20 protein-coding genes and 1 tRNA gene are annotated in these 23820 nt (G+C 65.4%); 3 read left to right on the top strand and 18 right to left on the bottom strand.

Going from position 1 to position 23820, the window contains the following annotated elements:
* The first annotated feature begins 83 nt into the window (after positions 1-83).
* A complete protein-coding gene (locus tag H3U89_RS04825; protein WP_198178299.1) occupies positions 84-1976 on the top strand; it encodes a DUF6020 family protein in 1893 nt (630 codons plus the stop codon).
* Positions 1973-3205, top strand: coding sequence for a PucR family transcriptional regulator (locus H3U89_RS04820; protein WP_198178300.1), 1233 nt, complete (start codon positions 1973-1975; stop codon positions 3203-3205). The genes H3U89_RS04825 and H3U89_RS04820 overlap by 4 nt, the downstream gene beginning before the upstream one ends.
* Positions 3206-3294: 89 nt before the next feature.
* Here H3U89_RS04820 and rplA read toward each other — a convergent pair whose 3' ends face one another.
* From rplA to dapE, 12 genes are all read right to left on the bottom strand, one after another.
* Positions 3295-3984, bottom strand: a complete 690-nt coding sequence (rplA, locus tag H3U89_RS04815) for a 50S ribosomal protein L1 (protein ID WP_029678147.1) — start codon at positions 3982-3984, stop codon at positions 3295-3297.
* Between the two features lie 64 nt (positions 3985-4048).
* Entirely contained in the window at positions 4049-4480 is a 432-nt protein-coding gene (rplK, locus tag H3U89_RS04810; protein ID WP_198178301.1) for a 50S ribosomal protein L11, read from the bottom strand.
* A gap of 138 nt (positions 4481-4618) precedes the next feature.
* A complete protein-coding gene (nusG, locus tag H3U89_RS04805) occupies positions 4619-5461 on the bottom strand; it encodes a transcription termination/antitermination protein NusG (protein WP_198178302.1) in 843 nt (280 codons plus the stop codon).
* Between the two features lie 30 nt (positions 5462-5491).
* The gene (secE, locus tag H3U89_RS04800; protein WP_015022453.1) at positions 5492-5716 is read right to left on the bottom strand and encodes a preprotein translocase subunit SecE; all 225 of its coding nucleotides are present in this window, start codon (positions 5714-5716) and stop codon (positions 5492-5494) included.
* Positions 5717-5760: 44 nt separating this feature from the next.
* Positions 5761-5836: transfer RNA gene (locus H3U89_RS04795), tRNA-Trp, on the bottom strand.
* A 120-nt stretch (positions 5837-5956) separates the two neighbouring features.
* Positions 5957-7165, bottom strand: a complete 1209-nt coding sequence (locus H3U89_RS04790) for a pyridoxal phosphate-dependent aminotransferase (protein ID WP_198179374.1) — start codon at positions 7163-7165, stop codon at positions 5957-5959.
* A 43-nt stretch (positions 7166-7208) separates the two neighbouring features.
* Entirely contained in the window at positions 7209-8351 is a 1143-nt protein-coding gene (gene proB, locus H3U89_RS04785; RefSeq protein WP_198178303.1) for a glutamate 5-kinase, read from the bottom strand.
* Positions 8348-10027, bottom strand: a complete 1680-nt coding sequence (obgE, locus tag H3U89_RS04780) for a GTPase ObgE (protein ID WP_198178304.1) — start codon at positions 10025-10027, stop codon at positions 8348-8350. Before obgE ends, proB begins: the two co-directional genes overlap by 4 nt.
* Before the next feature lie 129 nt (positions 10028-10156).
* The gene (rpmA, locus tag H3U89_RS04775) at positions 10157-10408 is read right to left on the bottom strand and encodes a 50S ribosomal protein L27 (protein ID WP_015022457.1); all 252 of its coding nucleotides are present in this window, start codon (positions 10406-10408) and stop codon (positions 10157-10159) included.
* Between the two features lie 32 nt (positions 10409-10440).
* Positions 10441-10749 (bottom strand): 50S ribosomal protein L21, encoded by a 309-nt coding sequence (rplU, locus tag H3U89_RS04770; RefSeq protein ID WP_015022458.1) that lies wholly within the window; start codon positions 10747-10749, stop codon positions 10441-10443.
* Between the two features lie 155 nt (positions 10750-10904).
* Complete coding sequence (locus H3U89_RS04765; protein WP_198178305.1) at positions 10905-13589, bottom strand: Rne/Rng family ribonuclease; 2685 nt, start codon at positions 13587-13589, stop codon at positions 10905-10907.
* Positions 13590-13825: 236 nt separating this feature from the next.
* Entirely contained in the window at positions 13826-15055 is a 1230-nt protein-coding gene (gene dapE / locus H3U89_RS04760) for a succinyl-diaminopimelate desuccinylase (RefSeq protein ID WP_198178306.1), read from the bottom strand.
* 144 nt (positions 15056-15199) lie between these two features.
* Here dapE and H3U89_RS04755 point away from each other — a divergent pair, with 144 nt between their 5' ends.
* Complete coding sequence (locus H3U89_RS04755; RefSeq protein ID WP_198179377.1) at positions 15200-16144, top strand: AEC family transporter; 945 nt, start codon at positions 15200-15202, stop codon at positions 16142-16144.
* Between the two features lie 22 nt (positions 16145-16166).
* On the opposite strand, the gene H3U89_RS04750 is transcribed toward H3U89_RS04755, so the two are convergent.
* The 6 genes from H3U89_RS04750 to H3U89_RS04725 all read right to left on the bottom strand — a co-directional run bounded on the left by H3U89_RS04750 (position 16167) and on the right by H3U89_RS04725 (position 23799).
* Positions 16167-17516 (bottom strand): Maf family nucleotide pyrophosphatase, encoded by a 1350-nt coding sequence (locus tag H3U89_RS04750; RefSeq protein ID WP_198178307.1) that lies wholly within the window; start codon positions 17514-17516, stop codon positions 16167-16169.
* The gene (gene thrB, locus H3U89_RS04745; protein WP_198178308.1) at positions 17506-18558 is read right to left on the bottom strand and encodes a homoserine kinase; all 1053 of its coding nucleotides are present in this window, start codon (positions 18556-18558) and stop codon (positions 17506-17508) included. Before thrB ends, H3U89_RS04750 begins: the two co-directional genes overlap by 11 nt.
* Positions 18558-19898 carry a homoserine dehydrogenase gene (locus tag H3U89_RS04740; protein WP_198178309.1) on the bottom strand — a complete coding sequence of 447 codons (1341 nt, stop codon included), beginning with the start codon at positions 19896-19898 and terminating at the stop codon, positions 18558-18560. Before H3U89_RS04740 ends, thrB begins: the two co-directional genes overlap by 1 nt.
* A 111-nt stretch (positions 19899-20009) precedes the next feature.
* Complete coding sequence (locus tag H3U89_RS04735) at positions 20010-21581, bottom strand: diaminopimelate decarboxylase family protein (protein ID WP_198178310.1); 1572 nt, start codon at positions 21579-21581, stop codon at positions 20010-20012.
* Positions 21582-21608: 27 nt separating this feature from the next.
* Positions 21609-23366 (bottom strand): arginine--tRNA ligase, encoded by a 1758-nt coding sequence (gene argS, locus H3U89_RS04730; RefSeq protein WP_198178311.1) that lies wholly within the window; start codon positions 23364-23366, stop codon positions 21609-21611.
* A gap of 43 nt (positions 23367-23409) precedes the next feature.
* Positions 23410-23799, bottom strand: coding sequence for a Rid family detoxifying hydrolase (locus H3U89_RS04725; RefSeq protein ID WP_045935786.1), 390 nt, complete (start codon positions 23797-23799; stop codon positions 23410-23412).
* Between the last annotated feature and the right edge of the window lie 21 nt (positions 23800-23820).

Here is a 23820-nt window from a genome sequence, read left to right as displayed (position 1 = left end):
GACAGCTCTGAGCGCATCCTCGGATGGGCACTGGATAAAATGGGGAAGCCGTAGACCAGGCATGACCCGCGAAAGGGGTTCTTTTGAGCGCAGACAGCGGAAGGGCGCAAGCGAGAGAGGCGGGCGAACAACCTGTGCGGACATCAGCCTTGCAGACCGGAAGGCCTGGTTCCCGTGCATCCCGGACCCTCGGCCTTGTCCTGGCCCTGCTGGCCTGCCTCTGGATTGCCTGCTGCACCGGTCTGGGCCCCATCTACCGTCAGCAGGGTTCGCTGGCACAGGTGGGTCTGCCCCAGGTGCTGATCATGCTGGGAACCCTGGCCATCTGCCTGGCACTGGTCCTGGCCTGTCGCCGGATTCTGCTGGGCTGCGGACCCCTCCGGATGCCACAGCGCTTGACCGCCCTGGCACAGCGCCCGCGGATGCGTGCCTACGCGGCCTTCATCACCAGACAAACCAGTGGCTGGCGACCCATCATGCGTCTGCTCCTGCTGGGATGGGCCTGGGCTTTTCTTACCCTGCTGGCCGCCTACGGGGCCGACCTGTACGCGCAGGCCCAGGAATGCGCCAACTTCCTGGCCCAGCTGCAGGGCGATCAGCCCCCCTACGGCGGCAATGCCTTCACCCAGATGGACGTCTACCCCATCGGCCACTACCTGTGGCCGGAGCATCCCACCTTCCTGACCGACCAGCACAACATGGTACTGACCCTCGTCTACGGGATGACCATCATGGCCTCCAACCATCTGACCGGATCCTATGATGCGGGCATCGTGCTCCTGGCAGGGCTGCAGGTGATCTTCGCCGCTTTCTGCTGCGCCGTCACTGCCGACCGCTTCCTGCGCGGGAGCGGAACCGAACATGTCGGGGCACTGGCCCGCACCCTGATCATGCTCTTCTTCCTCCTCTCCCCCTTCGTGGTCTTCAGCACCTTCAGCCTGACCAAGTCCCCCCTCTTCGCCTTCGCCTTCATCTGGTGGTTCGGCATCTGGCACCAGCTGGAGTCTGTGGACAAGAACTCACCGCTCTACACCAGCCAAGCGGCCCGACTGCGGCCCGCCCTCGCCTTGAGCACCCTGATCATGCTGATCAGCGCCAAGTACGCCCTCTACATCGTCCTGGCCCAGCTGGTCCTGGCCCTGATCGTCCACCTTCGCCAATGGGCCACCATCCTGATAGGGCTTCTGCTGCCCCTGGTCCTGTTCACAGGGGTGACCGGGGCCCTTACGGCCACGGGGACGGTCATCCAGGGCGATCCCGTGGAGAGCCGCAGCATCCAGCTGCAGCAGATCGCCCGGGTGGCTAAGCTTAACCCCCAGGGGATTCCAGCCCAGGCAAGGGCCGACCTTGAGCCCATCATGGACCTGGACAACGCCGCCATCCAATACACCCCCTGGGAGGCCGACCGGGTCAAGTCCTCGGGCAACCAACCCAAACTGATCGTCTACCGCTGGAGGACCGTCACGCCCGAGCAATTGTCCCGGCTGAATCGGGCCTGGCTCCAAGTGGGAATGCGCAACCCGGTGATCTACCTGGATGCCTTCCTGGCCGAGTCCTATGGCTACTTCGACCCCGGCGACCCTGCCTACGTGGCCATGTCCTACTACCTCAACAATGGCTACGTGCAGAACTCGGGCTCCTGGTTGGCGGCCTGGTGCCACGACTGGCGCAACGGGGTGACCGGATTCGTCAGAACCTGGGCCGATACCCCCCTGCTGGGCCTGGTAGCCCGGGCCAACTTCTGGGTGGTGGCCGCCCTGCTGCTGATCGTCGCCCGCCTGGCGGCAGGTAACTGGCGCGGGGTCCTGTGCTGGTTCCCCCTCCTGTTGATCATGGGGGTCATGATCACCGCCCCCGCCAACAACTTCGAACGGCACATGCTGCCGGTGGACATGGTGGTGCCCTTCCTGATCCTGGACATGGTCCGGCAGAGCCGCCGCGCGCGCGCCGAAAACCTGATGGACCGGCCGTCATGATCGGCAAGTCGAAACGGTCCAGACCGAAGGACGACGACCCTGCAGAAACTCAGCAAGCCCACCGGGCACCTGCCGCCTCCGATGCCGCCATGCAGCAGATTCTCCGAAAGACGCTGGATCATCTGGAGGAGGCACTGCCCTGGGCCAGGTCCCTGCCCGCCGACGGGCGCAGGACCTTGAAGGGGGTCGTTCGAACAGCCCTGGACGACCTGCTCTCCCGACTCGACTTACAAGGCACAGAAGACGGTGAAGTCCCCTCCCCCGTGCCAGCCGAGCTCTCCCGGAGCCTGGGCCCCCACCGGGCCATGGAGCTGACCCGGGTCATTCTGGACATGCTTGAGGAGGCTGGCCGGACCATGGGGGCCGAAGGGGAACGGTCGACGCTGGTCTACACCCGTCATGCCGCCACCGCAGCAGCCGCTCTCTACGCCGACCTGGCCGAGGCAAGGAACGGACACAAGGCCGCGACAGAGTCAAGAATCATCCGGCATCTGATCGAGAAAACAGCGGACACACGGACCATTGACGATTTGGCCCGGCTGGGCTGGCCGACCGAGTTCGACAGTTTCGCCGTCGTTGGCGAGGCCCGGGGCAACGAAGACGGACAGGGCATGGAGAATGCCCGCCAGCCCATCCACACCACGGTGGCCCGTCAAGGCGGTAGGGCTCTGGTGGGCGAGAGCGAGGGGCTCATGGTGGTCCTGATCGACCCCGACCGGTCGGGCACCCCGGCCGACTTCTGCGCTTCCATCCTGCGCTTCTTCGCCGACGAATCAGCCGTCTGTCTGGGGCCACCGAACCATGGGATATCCGGTGCGGGAGCCTCCATCCGAGCCGCCCTGAGCACGCACGCGGCGGCCCCGTCAGTTGCCGACCCCATCACCGCCGCCCTGCCCAGGCCACTGCACGCCGACGACCTGCTGCCTGAACGAGCCCTGAACGGGGACACGGACGCTGCCGACCAGCTCTACCAGGAGGTCTATCTGAGCCTGGCCGGACAGGATCCGGACGGGCCCCTGCCGACCACCCTGCTCACCTTCCTCCGCTCGGGCAACTCGTTGGAGATCACCGCCAAGAAGCTGGGAATCCATCCCAACACCGTGCGCTACCGACTCAGGCGCTGCGTGGAGGTGACCGGCTGGGATGCCATGGACCCGCGAGAATCCTTCGTCCTCCAGGCAGCCCTGATCATCGGTAGAATCCGTAGGTCGCATCCGAGCGCCGACTGACTGGTGCCGGGCCAAGTGCTCCTGGCCAAGATACAAAAAGAGCGGGGACCCGAAGGTCTCCCGCTCTGGAAGTATACAGCCGAACCGGCTCAGAGCACCGCGATGTCCAGGGGAACGCCCGGGCCCATGGTGGTGGTGACGGTGGCCTTGGTGATGTAGCGACCCTTGACCGTGGCCGGCTTCAGGCGCTTGATCTCCTCGTCGACCGCGTGGAAGTTCTCCTCCAGAGCCTGCTGCTCGAAGGAGACCTTGCCCACGGGGAAGCTCAGGTTGCCGTTCTTGTCCACACGGAACTCGATACGTCCGGCCTTGATCTCGGTGACCGCCTTGGCCACATCCATGGTCACGGTGCCGGTCTTGGGGTTGGGCATGAGGCCACGGGGACCCAGCACGCGGCCCAGACGGCCGACCTTGCCCATCATGTCGGGGGTGGCCACCACGGCATCGAAGTCCAGGTAGCCGCCAGCGACCCTGGTCACCAGCTCGTCGTCGCCCACCTCGTCGGCTCCGGCCTCGGCGGCTGCAGTCGCCTGGGGACCACGGGCGAAGACCAGGACGCGCACGGTCTTGCCGGTGCCGTTGGGCAGGCTGACGGTGCCACGGACCAGCTGGTCGGCCTTGCGGGGATCCACGTTCAGGCGGTAGACGGCCTCCACGGTCTCGTCAAACCCGCGCTTGGGCATGCTCTTGAGCAGGGCGATACCCTCCTCGGGGGTGTACAGGTTGGTGCGATCGACCTTCTCGGCCGCCTCGCGATACTTCTTGGAACGCTTGGTCATCTGCTTCTCCTATCAGCAGTCGCGGTGCGGGCAAGCGTGTGCCCTACCGCTCACAACGAAAATTTCAGTCAGTGACGGTGATGCCCATGGAACGGGCGGTGCCTTCGATGATCTTCATCCCGGCCTCGACGTCGCGGGCCGACAGATCCTCCATCTTGGTCTGGGCGATCTCGCGGATCTGGGCCTTGGTGACGGATCCCACCTTGGTGGTCAGCGGGTTGCCGGCACCCTTGGAGACACCGGCCGCCTTGCGCAGCAGGTCGGCTGCCGGCGGAGTCTTGGTGATGAAGGTGAAGGAACGATCCTCGTAGACGGTGATGATGCAGGGGATGACCTGGCCCATCTTGTCCTTGGTGGCATCGTTGTACTGCTTGCAGAAGTCCATGATGTTCACGCCGTGGGAACCCAGAGCCGGGCCCAGGGGGGGTGCGGGGTTGGCCTTGCCGGCCTCTATCTGCACCTTGATCAGCGCGGTGACTTTCTTCTTTGCAGCCATATGCTGGTTCTTCTTTCTACGAAGCGGTGATGTCGGAGACCATAGATCCCCTCCCGCAACCTGTTCTTTCCAAATGCGCTCCACAGGGGAGCACAAGCTTGACGATTATCGCATCGACCGGGGACCGGCCAACGGCGCTCAGACGATCTTCTCGACCTGGTCGAAGCCCAGCTCCACGGGGGTGTCCCTGCCGAAGATGGAGACCAGAACGGTCAGCTTCTGCGTAGTGGGCTCCACGTCGGAGACCACGGCGGCCATGGTGGCGAAGGGTCCTTCGGTGACGGTGACCTGATCGCCGACGGCGTAGGAGACCTCCACCGTGCGCTTCTTGGCGGCCTCGGGCTTGTCCCCGGCGGCCTTCAGGGCCTCGGAGGCGATCATGGGGGCCATCATCTGGACGACCTCCTTACGGGTCAGCGGCGCCGGCTCCTTGCTGGGGCCGACGAACCCGGTGACACCCTCGGTGTCGCGGATGATGCGGCGGGCGTTCTCGTCGGGCCACATGCGGATCAGCACATAGCCGGGCACACGCACGCGGGTGACGACCTTCTTGCCCTTGTCGGTGTGCTTCTCGACCTCCTCCATGGGAATCTCCACCTGGAAGACCTTGTCCTCCAAGCCGAAGGAGGCCACGCGGGACTCCACGTTGGCCTTGACGCGCTTCTCATAGCCTGAGTAGGTGTGCAGAACGTACCACTTGCCCTCAAGGGTGCGCAGCTTCTTGGAGAACTCATCCACGGCCCGCTGACCGGGATCCTCCTGGTCGGTCTGGTCGTCGGAATCGGAAGAATCGGCCTGGGTGTCATTGGCCTGGGCGGATTCGGCGGGTGTGCTGTCCTGCTCAGCCTGCTCAGAAGGGGACCCGAGAGACTGATCCTGGACCTGGGCATCCTCCTGCGTGGGGGCATCGTTGGACGCCGACGGGACCGGCTCAGCGGCCTGATCGGGGTCCAATCCCTCTCTGGTCAGATCATCACTCATGGATCACTCCACCTTCTACCTTGTCACGGCTCAGCCAAATATCAGGAAGGCCAGTTTGCCCAGCCCGAAGTCCATCACGGTCACGAAGACCATCAGCAGCAGCACAAAGATGAAGACGGCCACGGACCAGCCCACCAGTTCCTTGCCCGTGGGGGTCACGACCTTGCGGATCTCATCGATGACCTGCTTGATGAAGAGCCCGATACGCATGAAGAAGTTCGGCCTGGCTTCCTCAGCCCCATCCTTCTGTGCCATGGTCATCCGTCCTTCGTTTGTTCTGCATCATCTGCTGCAAGCCTTGGCAGGGAAGGCGGGACTCGAACCCACAACCTACGGTTTTGGAGACCGTTGCGCTACCAATTGCGCCACTTCCCTATCGGAACTTCCCACCAGCCTACTCGACCGGGAGGAAAAACCGCCAAATCGCTAGTTTAGCCTAAAGGATGGATTGCGTCCAACCGTGTTGCCCCGAGGGCATTTTGCCCAGGAGCCGAATCAGGCGCCGACCCAGTCCCCAAGGCGCCGCATGCCCTCGGCCAGGTCGTCGTCGGCCAACGCGTAGGAGAAGCGCAGGCAGCCGGGCGCGCCGAAGGCCTCGCCTGGTACGGCCGCCACCTGGATCTGTTCCAGGATGACCTCGGCCAGATCACCCGAAGTAGAGCAGACCGTGCCTTTCGGACCCACCGGCCGATTCAGCAGACCAGTCACGTCGGCAAAGGCGTAGAAGGCACCCAGAGGCTCAGGGCAGGTCACCCCCTCCATGGCGTTCAGGGCATCCACGATGGCCCGCCGACGCAGGGCGAAGGCCGACCGCATGGCTTCCACGTCCTCCAGGCCACCGGTCAGGGCAGCCAGGGCCGCCTGCTGGGAGACGTTGGCCACGTTAGAGGTCATATGCCCCTGAAGCTTGGCGGCCGCCTGGGCCACCGGCAGCGGTGCGACCAGCCAGCCCACCCGCCAGCCGGTCATGGCATAGGTCTTGGCCACACCGTTGACCACAATCAGTTGTTCGCGCACCTGGGGCGCCAGGGCGCCCGGATAGGGGGTGTGCGCCCCCTGGTAGGTCAGGTGCTCATAGATTTCGTCACTGATCACCCAGATCCGGTGCTCCATGGCCCAGCGGTCCACGGCAGCCACCAGGTCGTCGTCCCAGACCGCCCCGGTTGGATTGGCGGGCAGGTTGAGGATGATGGCACGGGTGTGCTCGGTTCGAGCCGCCTCCAGCTGCTCCAGGGTGGGGATATAGCCCTGTTCGGCTCCGCTGAGCACCGGTACCGGCCGACCGCCAGCCAGCAGAACCATCTGGGGATAGCTGGTCCAGCAGGGTGCGGGGATGATGACCTCATCGCCTGGGTTCAAGAGGATCTGGAAAGTCTCGTAGACGGCCTGCTTGCCGCCGTTGGTGACCACCACCTGATCCGGGTCGATTTGATAGCCCGAGTCGCGCAAGGTCTTGTCGGCGATGGCCTGCTTCAATTGGGGCAGACCAGCCGTAGGCGTATAGCGGTGGTTGCGTGGATCCAGACAGGCGCGGGCCGCCGCCTGCACGATGTGGTCAGGCGTGGGGAAGTTGGGTTCGCCGGCACCGAAGCTGATCACATTCATGCCCTGGGCCTTCATGGCCTTGGCTTTTGAATCCACGGCCAGAGTGGCACTGGGGGCCACCGCATCTATGCGTCTGCTCAGGGTCTGCCATTGCGCCATAGTCATGTTGCCATGCTACCGCCCAGCACCCCCAGGGCTGTGCTCAGACCAGGACCAGAGAGTCCCTATGCACCAGCGGGTGGGCATAGTGGGCGCCCAGTCGACGGCGGAGTTCCTTGGTGTTTAGGCCCAGCATGTCCTGGGCCTCCTCGGAATCGTAGCCGGACAGGCCCTTGGCCACCTGGTGGCCTGACTCATCATGGATCCAGACGGGATCACCGGCCGAGAACTCACCCTGGACCGTTCTGGCGCCAGCTGCCAGCAGGCTGGCCCGGCCGCCACGCAGGGCTTTGACAGCCCCCTGATCCACCAGATAGCCGCCCCGGGGACGGGAGGCGAACTTGATCCAGAGCCGATGCGAGGAGCCCCGCGGACGAATGGGGGCGAAGAGGGTGCCCACCATGTCGCCGGCCAGGGCGGGACCTGCAAGGTCGGCGCGGGTCAGGACCACGGGCATGCCGGAGGCCGCAGCAATCCGCGCCGCCTCCAGCTTGGTGGACATGCCCCCGGTCCCCAGCCCGGAGACGGACCCCTGGGCATCCACCTGGTCCATGATGGCCGCCACATCGGGCACGAAGCCGATTCTGCGCGCGCCCGGCCTGGATGGGGGCTCGGTGTAGAGGGCATCCACGTCAGTCAGCAGGACCAGGGCATCGGCACTGACGATGTTGGCGATCAGGGCCGAAAGATGGTCGTTGTCGCCGAAGCGAATCTCGTTGCTGGCCAGGGCATCGTTCTCGTTGACGATGGGGATGACCCCCAGATCCAGCAGCCGGCAGAGGGTGCGCCGGGCGTTGCGGTACTGGACGGCATGGGTGGTATCACGGGCGGTGATCAGGATCTGGCCGACACGTAGGCCATAGCGGGCGAAGGCAGTCTCGTACTGGGCCATGAGCAGACCCTGGCCCACCGAGGCCGTAGCCTGCTGGGTGGCCACGTCACCTGGGCGTTCGTCGAATCCCAGGGTGCCGAAGCCGGCTGCGATGGCCCCGGAGGTGACCAGGACCAGGCGGGCGCCGTTGACGGCAGCCGAGGCCAGGGCGCCCACCAGCGAACGCAGGCGGCCAAGGTCCAGGTGCCCGTGGGGATCGGTCAGGGAGCTGGATCCCACCTTGACCACCATGGTGCGGGCCTGGGCCACCCGGGAGCGGACCGCGGCCTCATCGGATCCCTCCCCTCCGGTCATTGCCCGGCCTCCTCCGAACCGGCGGACTCCGTGTCCCCGCGCCCCAGCAGACCCTGCCTATCGTGGGGATCGTCGTCCACGGAGGGATCGGCCCAGTGCCCCTGGCGCCGCTCCTGCTCCATGACCTGACGCACCGCCTGCCGGGCGTCCATCATCTGGTGGTACTGGCGGCGGCGTTCGCTGTTGGTGCGGCGACGGTTGAGCCCCTGGCTCTCCTCCAGACGCAGGTCACGACCCCGGGCCACCTGGGGGGTGCCGTCCAGCATTTCAGCGCCGGCCGCCACGCTTGGATCCCAGTCGAAGGCCACCGCATCGTCGCCAGGACCGATGCGGACCTCGTCCCCGGGTCTGGCACCGGCCTTGCGCAGGGCATCCTCCACGCCCATCCGGGCCAGGCAGTCGGCCAGATAGCCCACGGCCTCCTCGTTGTCGAAGTTGGTCTGGCGGACCCAGCGCTCGGGCTTGGCACCGCAGACCCTGAACCAGGTCTGTCCGGACCGGGTCTGATGCCGCTCAAGAGTGAAGTCCCCGGACTGGTCGGCATTCCTGCGCCGACGCTCCAGGGGGCGGATGACCACACGCTCCTCCTGCCTGGTCTCCTCTTGCTCGCGCAACTGCCTGCGCAGGCGGTCCACCAAACCGGCCAGGTAGTAGCCCAGTTCCTTGAGCCCCTGATGCGAGGCTGTGGAGACTATGAAGACCTTGAGGCCCAGGGCCTCGAAGTCGGGCCGGACGAATTCGGCCAGTTCGCGGGCCTCCGGCAGGTCGGCCTTGTTGAGGATGATCACCCTGGGCCGCTCGGCCATGGGGATGACCCCCAGCGGAAGCTCCAGACGGTCGGCATAGCGGGAAAGCTCCTCTTCCAGGGCCCGATAGTCGCTCATGGGGTCCCGGTCAGGCTCCAGGGTGGCGCAATCGATGACATGGGCGATGATCTCGGTGCGCTCTATGTGCCTCAGGAACTCCAGCCCCAGGCCCTTGCCCTGGGAGGCTCCCGGAATCAGCCCTGGCACGTCGGCCATGGTGAAGCGACCCTCCCCTGCCTGGACCACGCCCAGGTTGGGCACCAGGGTAGTGAATGGATAGTCGGCGATCTTGGGTCGGGCCGCACTCATGGCCGCCACCAGACTGGACTTGCCCGCACTGGGAAAGCCCACCAGGGCCACGTCGGCGATGGATTTGAGCTCCAGCACCAGATCGCGCTCCTGACCGGGGTCCCCCAGCAGAGCGAAGCCGGGAGCCCGCCTGGCCTTGGTGGCCAGGGAGCGGTTGCCCAATCCGCCCACGCCACCCTGGGCCGCCACAAACCGGTCCCCCGCATGAGCCAGGTCGGCCAGGCGCTCACCCGGCTGCTTGCGCTCGCCCTGGCCTCCCTTGGCGGTGAAGACCACAGTGCCCACCGGCACCGGCAGAATCAGATCCTGGCCACGGCTGCCGTCCTTGTCGCCGCCCAGACCCATGGTGCCCGATCCGGCCTGGCGGTGAGGCAGGAAGCGGTAGTCCAGCAGACTGGTGGCGTTGGCGTCGGCCTGAAGAATGACCGAGCCGCCCTGGCCACCGTCGCCCCCATCGGGCCCGGCCAGGGGCTTGTACTTCTCGCGGCGGATGGAGGACGCCCCATTGCCGCCGTCGCCACCCTTGACATGGACGGTGACCTGATCCACAAATGCACTCATAGGGGCCCATGGTACTCAATCCGGCCTGACATGCGGCCCCTGAGAGCTGAATGCCCGGCATCTCCATACATATGCAAAAAGGCCACCCCTATACAGGGATGGCCTTCGGCCCATGCCGATAAGGGGCAATCAGGCGGTAAGCACGTCAACGACCTTACGGTCACGCCGGTTGGCGAACCGAACGGTTCCGTCCGTCAGGGCGAAGAGGGTGTGGTCCTTGCCCAGACCGACGTTCTGGCCGGGATGGAACTTGGTGCCACGCTGGCGGACAATGATGTTGCCGGCCACTACAGCCTCGCCGCCGAACTTCTTGACGCCCAGGTACTGTGCATTCGAATCGCGCCCGTTGCGTGAGCTGGACGCGCCCTTCTTATGTGCCATGTCTGGTTCCTTTCCTACCTCGACCTAGGCCCTCAGGCGATGGCCGTGATCCTGACCACGGTCTGCTTCTGGCGGTGACCCTTGCGGCGCGCCACGCCGGTCTTGTTCTTGAACTTCTGGATGTTGATCTTGGGGCCCTTGGCCTCGTCGTCCACGACCTCGCCCTTGACGGAGATCTTGGCCAGATCCTTGGCGGCCATGGTCACCTTGGATCCGTCGACGACCAGCGCGACCGGAAACTCGACCGACTCGCCCTTCCTGGCAGCCAGACGGTTGACCGTGATCTGGTCACCGACCTCGACCTTCTCCTGATGGCCTCCGGCCTTCACAATCGCGTACATAGCCCTACCTTGCCTGTTGTCCAAAGCTGTATGCGCCCGGCATCCGAGTCCCGCCATTCGATTGACGAACCCGTCCAGACACCAGCTAACCAGTATAGAAGCAAACACACCGCGTCGTCAAATGTGCCTGCCCCGCCGACAAAACGAAATTCAGTCTATGACTCCTTGGCGACATCCGCCGACCCAGCCTGGGCGTCGTCCTCGTCCGAGGCCGCCTGGGCCGCCGCAGCGATCCTGGCCAGCTTGGCCTTGACTGCAGGAGTCGAACCAGTGGACAAGGTCTCCTTGGAAGAGGAACCATGCCCATGCTTGTTGGTCTTGACGAAGGGATCGCCGCCCTTGACCGCGTATGGATCGGCATAGGAGGCGGAGATGGTCGGCTTGTCGTGGAGGATGAAGCCTCGACCATGGCAGGTGGGGCACTCCTCGGAGAAGGCCTCGACCAGACCCTGACCCACCCGCTTGCGGGTCATCTGGACCAGCCCCAGGGAGGTGACCTCGGCCACCTGATGCTTGGTGCGGTCCCGGGCCAGGCACTCCACCAGGCGGCGCAGGACCAGGTCGCGGTTGGCCGGCATGACCATATCCACATAGTCGATCATGATCATGCCGCCGATGTCGCGCAGGCGCAGCTGACGGGCGATCTCCTCGGAGGCCTCCAGGTTGCAACGGGTCACCGTCTCCTCCAGGGACTTGCCCTTGCCGATGAAGCGGCCCGTGTTCACATCGATGGTGGTCATGGCCTCGGTGCGGTCGATGACCAGGGAGCCTCCGGAGGGCAAGTAGACCTGACGCTCCATGCCCTTGCGCAGCTGGCTGTCGATGCTCCAGCGGTCGAAGACATCCTTGCCCTGGTGCTCGGCCGGATCCCAGTGTTCGAGCTTCTCCTTCAGGTCGGGGGCCATGGTCTCCAGGTAGTTGCGGACCCTCTCGTAGACCCCCTGGCCCTGGACCACCAGCTTGGCGAAGTCGTCGTTGAAGATGTCGCGGACCACGCGAATGGCCACGTCCGGCTCGCCCTGCAGGAGCTTGGGGCGCTTGCCGTGCAGGAACTCCTTGCGCTTGTCCTCGATCTTGCTCCACTGACGCTGCAGGTTCTCCAGGTCCTTGGTCAGGGCCTCCTCGCTGGCCCCCTCGGCCGCGGTACGGATGATGACGCCCATGTCCTTGGGAGCCACCCTGGAGACGATGCTCTTGAGGCGGGAACGCTCGCGGTCGGGCAGCTTGCGGCTGACACCGGTCATGCCGCCCGAGGGCACCAGGACCAGGAAACGGCCGGCCAGCGTGACCTGCGAGGTCAGGCGGGCGCCCTTGTGGCCGATGGGATCCTTGGTGACCTGGACCAGCACGGGATCGCCGGACTTGAAGGCCAGCTCGATCCGGCGGGGCTGGCCCTCCAGACGGGTGGAATCCCAGTTGACCTCGCCGGCGTAGAGCACGCCGTTGCGGGCCTGGCCGATGTCTACGAAGGCGGCCTCCATGCTGGGCAGGACGTTCTGGACCCGGCCCAGGTAGATGTTGCCGACAGTGGAGACCTCCTGGATGTCGGAGACGTAATGCTCGACCAGGATGTCATCCTCGATGACCGAAATCTGGGTGTGATGCTCCTTCTCGCGCACCACCATCAGACGGTTGACGTTTTCGCGGCGGGCCAGAAAGTCCTGCTCAACCAGCTGGGACTGACGGGAGCGTTCGCGGCGGTTGTCCCGCCGACGCTGCTTCTTGGCCTCCAGGCGGGTGGAGCCCTCCACGTCGGTGATTTCGTCGATATATTGCTGCTTGCGCGAACGGCGGGCGCCGGACTCCTCCGACTCGCCCTCAGCGGACTTGGAACCCCTGCGACGGCGACGGCGGCGGGTCAGCGGGGCCTCGTCCTCGTCATCCTTGTCCCTTTCTTTCTCCTGCTCGTGCCCACGACGGCGGCGACGAGTGGAAACGGACTTCTCAGAGTCCTCGTCATCGCTCTTGGAACGGCGACGGCGACGGGTGCGGGTGCCGGACTCCTGCTGATCCTCGTCCTGCTCCTGGTCCTCGTCGACCACGAAGGTGATGCCCTCGTGATCCAGATCCTCCTCGATGCGCTCCACCTCGTCAGCGGCCCGGCGCTCCTCGGCGTTGAGCCTGCGGGAACGGCGTGAACCACCCTCCGAAGTGCTCCTGGACCTGCTACGGCGGGAGGTCTTGGGCGATTGCTCGGCATCCTCGTCTTCATCGTCCCGCTCCTCGCGCTCATCCTCCTCAGGCCGGGAGACGGGTATGACGGGCTCCTGGAAGAGCAGGGATGTCATAGGGCGGGGACGGGAGGCACGGGCGGCGCGCGGATGCTCATCCTGCTCCTCGGCCTTCCGGACTGCCCTCTGGCTGCGGCCCGAGGTCAGTGCCTCCACAGCCTCAAGGGCACGCTCCTGACGCTCCTGATCAGGTTCGCCCTCCTGGGCATGCTCCTCGGTGCGTCGACGGGCAGTAGTTCGGGTGCGACGACGGGTGGTCGTCCTGGCCGGTTTGGACTCGTTCTCATCCTCCCGGGCATCCTGGCCGGGGTGGTCCTGCAGGCTCTGATCGGCCGCCTGATCCTCCTTGGGCTTGCGAGCGCGACGGCGACGGGTGGCGGCGGGCTTGGACTCATCGTCCTCCTCCTTGGCCTTGCGGCTGGCCTTGCGCTTCTCGGCCTCGACCTTCACGGGCACGTCGGCACCGGCGGCGCCGGCCACCCTGACCACACGCCGTCCGGCGCGGCGACGGGTGCCGGAAGCGGCGGTCTCCTCGACCTGCCGCTCCTGCCCATCCCTGATGGTGGACCTATTATCCTGGGTATCCTCGTTATTCGCTTTTTCGGGCACAATGCTCCTTGCGGCACGCCGCCTCGCGCCGCTCTCACGGTCCCGATCCGTCCTCACGCTGCACTCTCACTGCAGCCGCGCACCTGCGTACGCCCGATCGAAACGCCTTGGCAAAAAGTCTTCCTGACGCAGGCGGACACCGACGCCCGTACGGATCACTGGGTCTCCATCCGGGGGGATCAACGCCTACGCTGCAAGTGGTCAGGCAGAACCACCGTCCTCTAGTATGACACAAATCAGCGGCCTTCAGGTCCATTGAGCCACTCGACCAGTATTGCCTCCAGCCGGACCAGGTCATCCAGGGGCACTTGTTCGTCGGCCTTGTGGGCCAGCAGGGGGTTCCCTGCACCCAGGTTGACGGCTGGTAGGCCAAGGGCTGAAAACCGCGCCACATCGGTCCATCCCAGCTTGGCGCGAGGCTGTTGGCCCGTAGTCCGAGCGACCAGGTCCGCCAGCGAACGCGCCCATGGCGAATCCAGACCCGGACGGGCCGCGGGAGATTCATCGCACATGCGCACCGAGAATCCCTGGAAGACCCCGCCGCGGGCCATATGCTCGCCATTGCCCAGCTCGGCGCCTGTCCCCTGGCCCATCATCAGCTCCTTGGCCTGGGCCAGGCTCTTGTCGGGGGCGAACCGGTAGTTGACATGCACCCGGCAGCGGTCGGGAATGACGTTGGTGCCCAGACCGCCCTCGATCATGGTGGCGTTGAGCCCCTCCCTATAGTCCAGGCCGTCCACCCGCACCGTGGCCGGACGGTACTGCTCCAGCCGGTCCAGGATGGGCGCGGCGGCGTGGATGGCGTTGCTGCCCATCCAGGCCCGGGCGGAGTGGGCCGTCGTGCCGTGGGTGATCAGGTCGAAACGCATGGTTCCATTGCAGCCGGCCTCTATGGCGCAGTCGGTGGGCTCGCCGATGATGGCGAAATCCCCCCGCACCCAGTCAGGGTGGGCGGCCACCACCCGGCCCAGCCCGTTCAGGTCGGCCTGGACCTCCTCATGGTCGTAGAAAACGAAGGTCAGGTCATGGACCGGCTCCTGCAGGGTGAGCGCCAGATGGAGAAATACGGCGTCCGAGGCCTTCATGTCGGCGGTGCCCCGACCGTACAGCACCCGGGATCCGGGGTGGGCGGCGGCCGGATCGGTGCGGATATGCGGATCGCCGGGCTCCAGCCAGCGCGGGGGCAGGTTCCCATCCACGGGCACGGTGTCCAGATGCCCGGCAAGGACGATGCGATGGGGACGGCCCAGCTGCGTGGAGGCCACGACCGTGTCGCCCAGCCGTCGGACCACGAGGTCGGAGCGTGAGGACAGGGCCCTCTGGACGGCATCAGCCAGGGCGCCCTCCTGACCGCTGACCGAGGGCAGGGCGGTCATGGACTCCAGTATCCTTGCCAGGGCCTGGGCAGGTTCAGCCTCCCGGACGCCGGCGAGAAGATCAATATCCGTCTGTGTGTTCTTGGCCATAGTGCCATGCTAGCGGGCCGAAGGAGCGCGGATGGACCTGCAGCCGCAAGCATGGGCTCCGGGTGGCACAATGGGGAGGACGGAAGCGGTGGCACTCCGCCTGGAAGGCCGCCGTCCACCATGCGAGACGAGGAGGATGCCGGAGTGCCTGGACTGCTCAGTGCCATGGAAGGGTTCTTTATCATCGGCGTGGTCATCGCCGTGGGGTATGTGGCCGCCCGCTTCCAGGTAGGCGGTCCCACGGCCCAGCTGGTGCTCAACAAGTTCTCCTTCTTTGTCTCAACACCCTGCCTGATGTTCGCCATCCTCTCCAAGCAGAAGCTGTCGGTCATCTTCCACCCCAGCATCATCGTGGCCTTCCTGTCGGCGGCGGCTGTGGGCCTGCTCTTCGTGGCCCTGAACGCAGCCAGCTTCCACCTGCCGGCAGCCGAAGCCACCATCGGCGCTCTGGACTCCCTGTATTTGAACTCCAACAACATCGGGCTGCCTGTAGCCACCTATATTCTGGGCAATCCCACACTGGTGGCACCCATCCTGGTCATGCAGCAAGCCCTGTTCACTCCTATTGGGCTGACCGTTCTGGACGCGACCACCTCTGGCAGGCTCTCGATCAAGACCATCCTCAAACAGCCCCTGAAGCAACCCATCCTCATCGGCTCCATAAGCGGCATAGTGATTTCGGCCATCAGCGCCCAAGTCGGACATTTCATCATCCCCGACTTCGTCTACAAACCCATTGACATGATCGGACAGTCGGCCGTGCCCATGATTCTCATGGCCTTCGGCATGTCCCTGCGGGGTTCGCGGCCCATGGGCCAGGGCACCGACCATCGTGCCACCCTCTGCGCGGTGATTCTGAAGAATCTGGTCATGCCCATAATCGCCTACCTGCTGGCCCGGTTCATGATGGGCTTCAGCGGGGCTGAACTGTACGGGTGCGTGGTTCTTGCAGCCCTGCCTACCGGCCAGAACGTCTACAACTACGCAGCCCGCTACGAGGTGGGAACCACCTTCGCCAGGGACGGCATCCTGCTGAGCACGATCAGCTCCCCCGTGGTCATCGCCCTGGTCGCCCTGCTACTGAGCTGACACGCCAGACCAGGCCTTCCATTCAGCTTTCGTCCGTCAGGGCCTCCAGGCGTTGCCGGAAGTACGGCCAGTCCTGACCGAAGGCCTTCAGCAGGGGCAGGTCCGCGACCTTGTCCAGATCCACCCATTCCAGGGCAATGCTCTCATCGTCATTCATTCGTGGATCGACCTGATGGCCGGGACGCTCGAAGGCCAGGATGGTCGTGTAGCCCCAGGGGCCGTGGTCCTCCAGGTAGGAGCCCACCACCTGAATGTCCTCCGGGCGGATGTTGGCCTCCTCATAGCTCTCGCGCAGGCCGCCCTCCAAGGGGTTCTCCCCGTCCGAGATGGCGCCGCCCGGCACACCCCAGGTGCCGCCCTCGGCGCTCCAGCGCGCCCGGTGCTGCAGAAGCACGCTGACCGGTGCGCCGGTGCGGGCATCACGCCGGGCCAGCAAGACTCCGGCAGCCCCGTTGAGTCCCCAGTGCCGCCTGCCGCAGGCGCAGTTCACCCATCCGTCGCCAGGCTGGTGGACGTTCTCCACGGGGGCGACCAGTCCCTCAGGACCATGCGTCAATCCCTCTGTCTGCTGCCGCTCGGGCAGGACCCGTTGGGCCCACAGGTCAGGCCAGGAGACGCCCAGCTCCTGGGCCAGGGAGCGCAGGGTGGACATGCTCAATCCCATCACGCCGCTGGGATCGCCCTGGATGCCCTGGATGAAGGCGCTGCCCAATCCCTCCAAGGTGAAGGATCCGGCCACCTCAAGCGGTTCGCCGGTGGCCACATAGGCCTGCATGGTGGTCCTGTCATAGTCTCCGAAGGTCACTTGAGCGCTGCTGACCGCCCTGGCCCGTCGGCCGGTGGCCAGATCGATCAGACAGTGGCCGGTGACCAGGGCGCCGGTTCGGCCGCGCATGGCCATCAGCCGCTCCAGAGCACGCTCCGGTTTGTGAGGCTTGCCCATGACGACCCCGTCCATACTGAATAGCGAATCACATCCCAGCAGGAGGGGTCCGCGCTCGGCATCGATCATCCCGCCCCAGGCCCCAAGGACCTGGCTCATGGGATTCCGGGAGGATGCACCGGAATCGCTCTGATTCAGAGGCCTGAACGTGACCAGTTCGCCCCGCGAGCGCCTTTCGGCATCCTTGACGGCATCCATGGTCGCTTGGACAGCCGAGGCCTTGGCCTCAGCCAAGACGCCGACCCGTTCGCGCGCATCCAGGTCATCCAGGTGACGACCTGATTTTCCGGCCTGTTCAGCCAGGACGGCTGGCTCATCCACCTTTGAGGGTCGAATGATGGGGTCAATGCCTGCCTGGACCAGAAGCCGGCGCCTGGAGGGGGAGGATGAGGCCAGGATGAGCGGAATATGTCTGTCTTCAGTGTTCACGATTGCCTTCCTGGTCCCGTTCCACCTGGACACCCTGGCAGTCCACATCCAGGGGCAGAATCCGCCAGCGACCGGAATCCAGATAGTCCTTGGTAAGGATCCGCAGCTGATTTTCAGCATCCCCGTAGTGCAGGACGATAATGCATGGTCCAGCCCCTGAGACGGCCGCCGCGTAACCCTGACGGCGCAGGAGCTGCAGGAGCTTGGTCGAGGAGGGCATGAGCCCGGCCCGGTATGGCTGATGGAGCCGATCCTGGGTGGCTACGAAGAGCAGGGCGTTGGCCCTGGCGGCCTGCTCGGCTGCCTCGGTTCCCAGGTCGTCCAGTGACCCTGGGTTCAGGGCGCCGGGAATCAGGGCCGCCCGCGAGAGGTTATGAACGGCATCCGCGTAAGGCACCCGGTTGGGCAGGGCCTGCCGGGCCTTCTGCGTGGACAGATGAGCACCAGGGACGAAGACTGTGGCTTTGATGGCCGGGTCCACCTGGTAACGCAGGGTATGGTAACCGCCCTCCAAGGGCGCGCCCCCGGCTATGGGCAGGGAACCCACCCCCTCGCCAGTGGCCAGATCATAGGAGACGGTCAGTCCCCCATAGACGGCAGGCGCCACGTTGTCGGGATGCCCCTCGATCTGGGCGGCCAGCGTGAAGACGGCATCACGGCGCAGGGGACCGACGTGGGCGAAAGCCGCAGCCGCAGCAATCCCGGCCACGATGGCCTCGGCGCTGGATCCCAACCCCCTGGCCTGGGGGATACGGTTGACGGCGCGCATGATGAAGCCGAACCTTGGCAGTCCGAAGACCTGACAGGCCCGACGGAAGGCGGAAACAACCAGATGGGTCTCGTCTCGGGGCAGGGTCCGCTCCCCCTCACCCTTGATAACCACATAGGCGGTGGTGTCGCCCGGGTCCACGGAACGGGTGAAGACGATTTCGTCATGGTAGTCCAGCGCCAGGCCGACCGCATCGAAACCCGAGCCCAGGTTGGCGCTGGTGGCTGGCACACGCACCCGCACAGTGGACGGGCCCTCTGCAGCAGTTGCCATCATCGGGCCTGCCGATCGAAGACGCGCAGGATGGATGCCTGTCCGGTGACCGAGTCAAAGGTGGAGATCCGTTCGACCACCTTCCGCAGGGTCACCTCGTCACACAGGTGGGTGACCACGCGCAGCTGCTGGATCTCGCCGCTGTAGCCCGGGTCATGCAGGGTGGGCTTGATGTCCTGATTGACTCCGTTGATGGAGATGCCCGCCTCGGAGAAGACCTGGGCGATGGCCGCCAGCACGCCAGGCTTGTCGTGGATCAGGAAACGGACGGCAAAGGCGGCTCGGGATGCATCCAGCGGAGCCATGGGGATGTTGGCGTACATGGGGATCCCCGGGCCCATGCCATGCTGGACGATGTGGCGGGCTTCGGTGACCACATCCCCCACAACGGCCGATGCCGTGGGCGCCCCGCCTGCACCCCGGCCGTAGAACATGAGGTCGTCGGCGGCCTTGGCGGTGACGAAGACCGCGTTGAAGCTGCCATGGACCGAGGCCAGGGGGTGGCTATCGGGGATCAACGCCGGGTAGACCCGGGCGGAGATGCCCTGTTCGCCACGTTCGGCCACTGCCAGAAGCTTGATGACCCGGTGCTCGGTCTGTGCGGCCGCAATATCGTCGGCGGTGATGGCGCGGATGCCCTCCACGGGGACATCATCCAGGCGCACATCGGTGTGGAAGGCCAGCGTGGCCATGATGGCGGCCTTGGCGGCTGCATCCAGCCCATCCACGTCGGCAGTGGGGTCCGCCTCGGCGAAACCCTTGGCCTGGGCGTCGCGCAGGGCCTGGTCGAATTGAAGACCCTTGGTGGTCATCTCATCCAGAATGTAGTTGGTGGTCCCGTTGACAATGCCCACCAGGCTGGTGATGCCGTCACCCACCAGGGATTCGCGCAGGGGCCGCACGATGGGGATGGCCCCGCCCACGGCCGCCTCGAAGTAGATGTCGACGCCCCGCTCTTCGGCAGCCCGGTAGAGCTCGGGACCGTGCTGGGCCAGCAGGGCCTTGTTGGCGGTGACCACGCTGGCGCCGGATTCAATGGCCTTGAGCAGCAGGGTGCGGGCCGGCTCAATGCCGCCGATCAGCTCGATGACGATGTCCGCCCGGGTGACCAGACCGGCTGAGTCTGTGGTCAGCAGGGACGGATCGATCCAATCAGCCTTGACCTTGTCAGGATGGAGGACGGCGATGCCCACCAACTCCAGGGGACGACCCACTCGACTGGCCAGATCCTGGCTCTGCTCCACCAGGAGGCGAGCGGTCTGGGATCCCACGGTCCCTGCCCCTAGAAGTGCTATGCGGATAGGCCTGACGGCCTCCTGCTGTTGCGTATTCCTGGGCATATGGATCCTCCATCCGCCCCAACGGGGCCGGTCACCGTGTGTTGCTCCATCTTAGAAAGCCAATCCGACACCCGTATCCACCCCGGCGGCCGCTTCCATCCGGGGCGGGACTCATCCCTGGTCCAGGGCCAGCAGGTCATCCATGGTCTGCCGCCGCATCATCAGATGGGCGCCGGACAGGTCCAGGCCCACCACAGGAGGGATCAGAGCCTGATTGTAGTTGCTGGCCATGGTCCGCCCGTAGGCGCCGGTCACCGGCACCAGGAGCAGGTCACCCCTGCGGATGTCCGCAGGCAGAGCCACATCCTGCACCAGGATGTCCCCCGATTCACAGTGCTTGCCCACCACACGGGCCTGGATCCGGTCCCCGCTGCCATGTCGGTTGGCCAGGACGGCGGTATATTCGGCCCCGTAGAGGGCCGGACGGATGTTGTCGCTCATGCCGCCGTCGACCGAAACGTAGGTGCGCACGCTTCCGTCAGACAGGGGGACGGGCTTGACGGTGCCCACCCGGTACAGGCTCATGCCGCAGGAGGCCACGATCCAGCGGCCGGGCTCGAAGGCAATGACCGGCATGGGCATGCCCAGGCGACGGTTGATGGCGACCATGTCAGCCCCCAGACTGGTCAGGGTCTGGTCCAGGTCCATCCGGTCCTCATCCGGGGTATAGGGCACGGAGAAACCACCGCCCAGATCCACTTCGGGCATCAGGTAACCGTCGGTGGCCCAGAAGGTGTGCCGCAGCAGCATCATGCGCCGGGCGGCCTCGATGAAGGCCGAAGAGTCATGGATCTGGGAGCCGATATGGGTATGGATGCCCACCAGCTCCAGTTCCTTCTCGTGGGAGCGAATCTCCTTGAGCAGGGCGATGGCCGGTCCGTCGGCCAGGGCGGACATGGCTTTGATCCGTGCGGGATCGGCCGGTTCAGCGGGCCCGTTGGCAGCCGAATACAGGGCCGAAGAGGAGGGTGAGAGCACGGAATCGACAGGAGCCGAGGTGCCGTTTTCGTTCGTGGCCACCGAAGTCGCTGCCCCAGTCTGTTCGCAGGTACCCGGCTCAGGCCCAAGGTCCAGCAGGCCCACATCGGTGCCCTGGGGCAGCAGGGGAATGCCGAACTTCTGATCCTCGTGGGCTGTGGAGATGTACTCGTGGCCGCCGGCGTGCACCCCCACGGTCACCCGGAGCATGACCTTGGCGCGACGTCCCTGCGCCCTTGCGGCAGCAGCGATTCGGGCAGGCTCGTCAGGCGCATCGATGACGATGGCCCTGTAGCCCTCCTTCACAGCCAGGTCGATCTCCTGGTCGGACTTGTTGTTGCCGTGCAGGACCAGGCGGCGGCCAGGGGCGCCGGCGGCCTGGGCAATCAGCATCTCGCCCAGGGAGCAGGTGTCGATATCCAGCCCCTGGCGCAGCATGATCCGCACGGTCTCCTTGCTGAGGAAGGCCTTGCCGGCGTAGCTGACCCTGGTGGTCGCACCACCCAGATCCCGCAGGGCCGCCTGACGGAAGGCCGAGGCCCGTTCCGCCATCATCGCGGTATCCATCAGATACATGGGGGTGCCGTAACGCTTGGCCAGGTCCTCCATGGAGCACCCGTGCATGGTCAGCATGCCCTCGCTGTCCCGCTGCAGAGCTCCGGGCCAGAACCCGTCGGGCCCCAGCCCGCACATCCCTGTTTCCATCGACGACCTCCCGGTGACCTTGAGGGTTTACATACGGTCCGGGGCCTGGACGCCCAACAGACCCAGACCGTTGGCGATGACCTGCTGCACGGCGTCATTGAGCCGCAGACGCGCCGCCGCACGGGCCGGCTGTGGATTCCTGTCCTCGTCCTGGTCCAAATCCGCCCGGCCAGTGGGCTCCATGGGCACCACGCGCTCCAGGTTGTACCAGCGGTGATATACCCCAGCCAGCTGCTCCAGGTAGTGGGCCACCCGGTGGGGGGCCTTCTGGTCGCCGGCAGTCTGAACAACATTGGGGTAAAGAGCCAGGACGCCCAGAACATCGTTGTCGGCGGCAGTGTCCAGCAGGGACAGGTCGGCCCCGGACCGGTCGATGCCCGCCTGTGCTGCGTTCCTATCCACATTCTTGGAACGGGCGTGTGCGTACTGCACGTAGTAGACGGGGTTGTCGTTGGTATGCGAGGCCAGCAGGTCCAGGTCGATGTCCACGCTCTGGTTGTAGTCGGTGCGGGCCAGGGAATACCGTGCTGCATCCACACCCACGGCATCCACCAGGTCGTCGATGGTGACCACGTTGCCTGCCCGCTTGCTCATGCGCACGGCCTGGCCGTCCTTGATCACGTTGACCATCTGGCCGATCAGAATCTGCATGTTCACGCCGGGGGTGTCTCCGAAGGCCGCGCAGATGGCCATCATCCGGCCGATATAGCCATGATGGTCGGCACCCAGCATGTAAATGGCCTCGTCGCAGGGATCCTTGGCCCTGCGCCGCTTGTTCAGGTAATAGGCGATGTCTGCCGCCACGTATGCTGCGTTACCGTCGGACTTGATGATCACCCGGTCCTTGTCGTCGCCGTAGGTGGTGGAGCGGAACCAGGTAGCCCCGTCCTTCTCGAAGATGTCGCCCTTGGCCCGCAGCTCATCAATGGCCCGGTCCACCTGGCCGGACTCGTACAGACTGTTCTCATGGAACCAGACATCGAAGTTGACCCGGAAGTCACGCATGGACTGCTGGATCTCGGCGAACATCATGGGCACGGCCCGGGTGCGGAAGGCCTCACGCTGGGGGCTGTCACCCTCGGCACCGTCCTCGTCGCGCACCCTGGGCATGGCCAGGATGTCCTGCCCCTGGTCGGCCGCTTCCTTGACCACCCGAGAGGCAATCTCATCAATGTAGGAGCCCTTGTAGCCGTCAGCAGGCACGGGTTCGCCGTGGGCCGCCGCCACCAGCGAACGGGAGAAACGGTCGATCTGTGTGCCGTGATCGTTGAAGTAATACTCCCTGACCACCTTGGCGCCATTGGCTTCCAGGACCCGGGCCATGGAGTCGCCCACAGCCGCCCACCGTGTGCCGCCGATGTGGATGGGACCCGTGGGGTTGGCCGAGACGAATTCCAGATTGAGCGTGCGCCCGCTCAGGTGATCGTTGCTTCCGAAGGCGGGTCCCGCCTCCAGGACCGCATCGACCACAGCAGCCGCTGAGGCCGAGTCCAAAGTTATGTTGATGAAGCCGGGCCCTGCCACGTCCACCTGGGCGATCCCGTCGGCCTCCCGCAGGGCCTCGGCCAGGGCCTGCCCCAGTTCGGCAGGCCTCATGCCAGCCTTCTTGGCCAGCTGCATGGCGATGTTGGTGGACCAGTCCCCGTGGGAACGGTCCTTGGGGCGCATGACCGCCAGATGGTCGGCGTCAGGAACCATGTCGGGCTCCAGGCTTCCCAGGCGGCCTAACTGAGCCATCTGGACGGCGGTCGAAGAGATGATACGGGCAAGTGCTTCAGGACTCATGCCCTCAAGTCTAGCGACGGCGGGGACCAGCAACCGGCCTGCATCAGGCCAGAGCCACGACCTCGATCTCGACCAGGGCCCCCTTGGGGATGTCCGCACCACCGAAAGCCACACGGGCCGGCCGCACCGAGCCGATGAAAACCTGGGAGTAAGCCTGGTCCACCTGGGTGAAATCCTCCACCCGCCGCATAAGAATGGTGGCCTTGACCACCCTCTCCATGCCGCTGCCGGCTGCATCCAGGATATTCTTGACGTTCTTCAGTGCCTGGGTGGCCTGGTCAGCCGCAGTGCCCTCCACCAGCTCACCGGTGTCCGGGTCGATGCCCAGCTGTCCGGAGACAAAGACAAAGCCCCCGGCCTTGACAGCCTGACTGTAGGCTCCCAAGGCCTGGGGCGCATATGGTGTGCCGATCTCTTCCGGTCCATCTTCCATGGGTCCGTCCTTTCTTCAGGT

The sequence above is a fragment of the Bifidobacterium sp. W8104 genome, assembly GCF_016100735.1.
Taxonomy (GTDB): Bacteria; Actinomycetota; Actinomycetes; order Actinomycetales; family Bifidobacteriaceae; genus Bombiscardovia; species Bombiscardovia choladohabitans.
This window is presented reverse-complemented; position numbering and strand designations above follow the sequence as displayed.

Bases quoted from the DNA above. Each gene is read 5' to 3' on its own strand.
- H3U89_RS04740 (WP_198178309.1), bottom strand. From the start codon at position 19,898: ATGCCCAGGAATACGCAACAGCAGGAGGCCGTCAGGCCTATCCGCATA.
- argS (WP_198178311.1), bottom strand. From the start codon at position 23,366: ATGAGTCCTGAAGCACTTGCCCGTATCATCTCTTCGACCGCCGTCCAG.
- nusG (WP_198178302.1), bottom strand. From the start codon at position 5,461: ATGAGTGATGATCTGACCAGAGAGGGATTGGACCCCGATCAGGCCGCT.
- dapE (WP_198178306.1), bottom strand. From the start codon at position 15,055: ATGGCCAAGAACACACAGACGGATATTGATCTTCTCGCCGGCGTCCGG.
- rplU (WP_015022458.1), bottom strand. From the start codon at position 10,749: ATGTACGCGATTGTGAAGGCCGGAGGCCATCAGGAGAAGGTCGAGGTC.
- H3U89_RS04790 (WP_198179374.1), bottom strand. From the start codon at position 7,165: ATGGCGCAATGGCAGACCCTGAGCAGACGCATAGATGCGGTGGCCCCC.
- secE (WP_015022453.1), bottom strand. From the start codon at position 5,716: ATGGCACAGAAGGATGGGGCTGAGGAAGCCAGGCCGAACTTCTTCATG.
- obgE (WP_198178304.1), bottom strand. From the start codon at position 10,027: ATGAGTGCATTTGTGGATCAGGTCACCGTCCATGTCAAGGGTGGCGAC.
- rplK (WP_198178301.1), bottom strand. From the start codon at position 4,480: ATGGCTGCAAAGAAGAAAGTCACCGCGCTGATCAAGGTGCAGATAGAG.
- H3U89_RS04735 (WP_198178310.1), bottom strand. From the start codon at position 21,581: ATGGAAACAGGGATGTGCGGGCTGGGGCCCGACGGGTTCTGGCCCGGA.
- thrB (WP_198178308.1), bottom strand. From the start codon at position 18,558: ATGGCAACTGCTGCAGAGGGCCCGTCCACTGTGCGGGTGCGTGTGCCA.
- H3U89_RS04820 (WP_198178300.1), top strand. From the start codon at position 1,973: ATGATCGGCAAGTCGAAACGGTCCAGACCGAAGGACGACGACCCTGCA.
- H3U89_RS04725 (WP_045935786.1), bottom strand. From the start codon at position 23,799: ATGGAAGATGGACCGGAAGAGATCGGCACACCATATGCGCCCCAGGCC.
- rplA (WP_029678147.1), bottom strand. From the start codon at position 3,984: ATGACCAAGCGTTCCAAGAAGTATCGCGAGGCGGCCGAGAAGGTCGAT.
- rpmA (WP_015022457.1), bottom strand. From the start codon at position 10,408: ATGGCACATAAGAAGGGCGCGTCCAGCTCACGCAACGGGCGCGATTCG.
- proB (WP_198178303.1), bottom strand. From the start codon at position 8,351: ATGACCGGAGGGGAGGGATCCGATGAGGCCGCGGTCCGCTCCCGGGTG.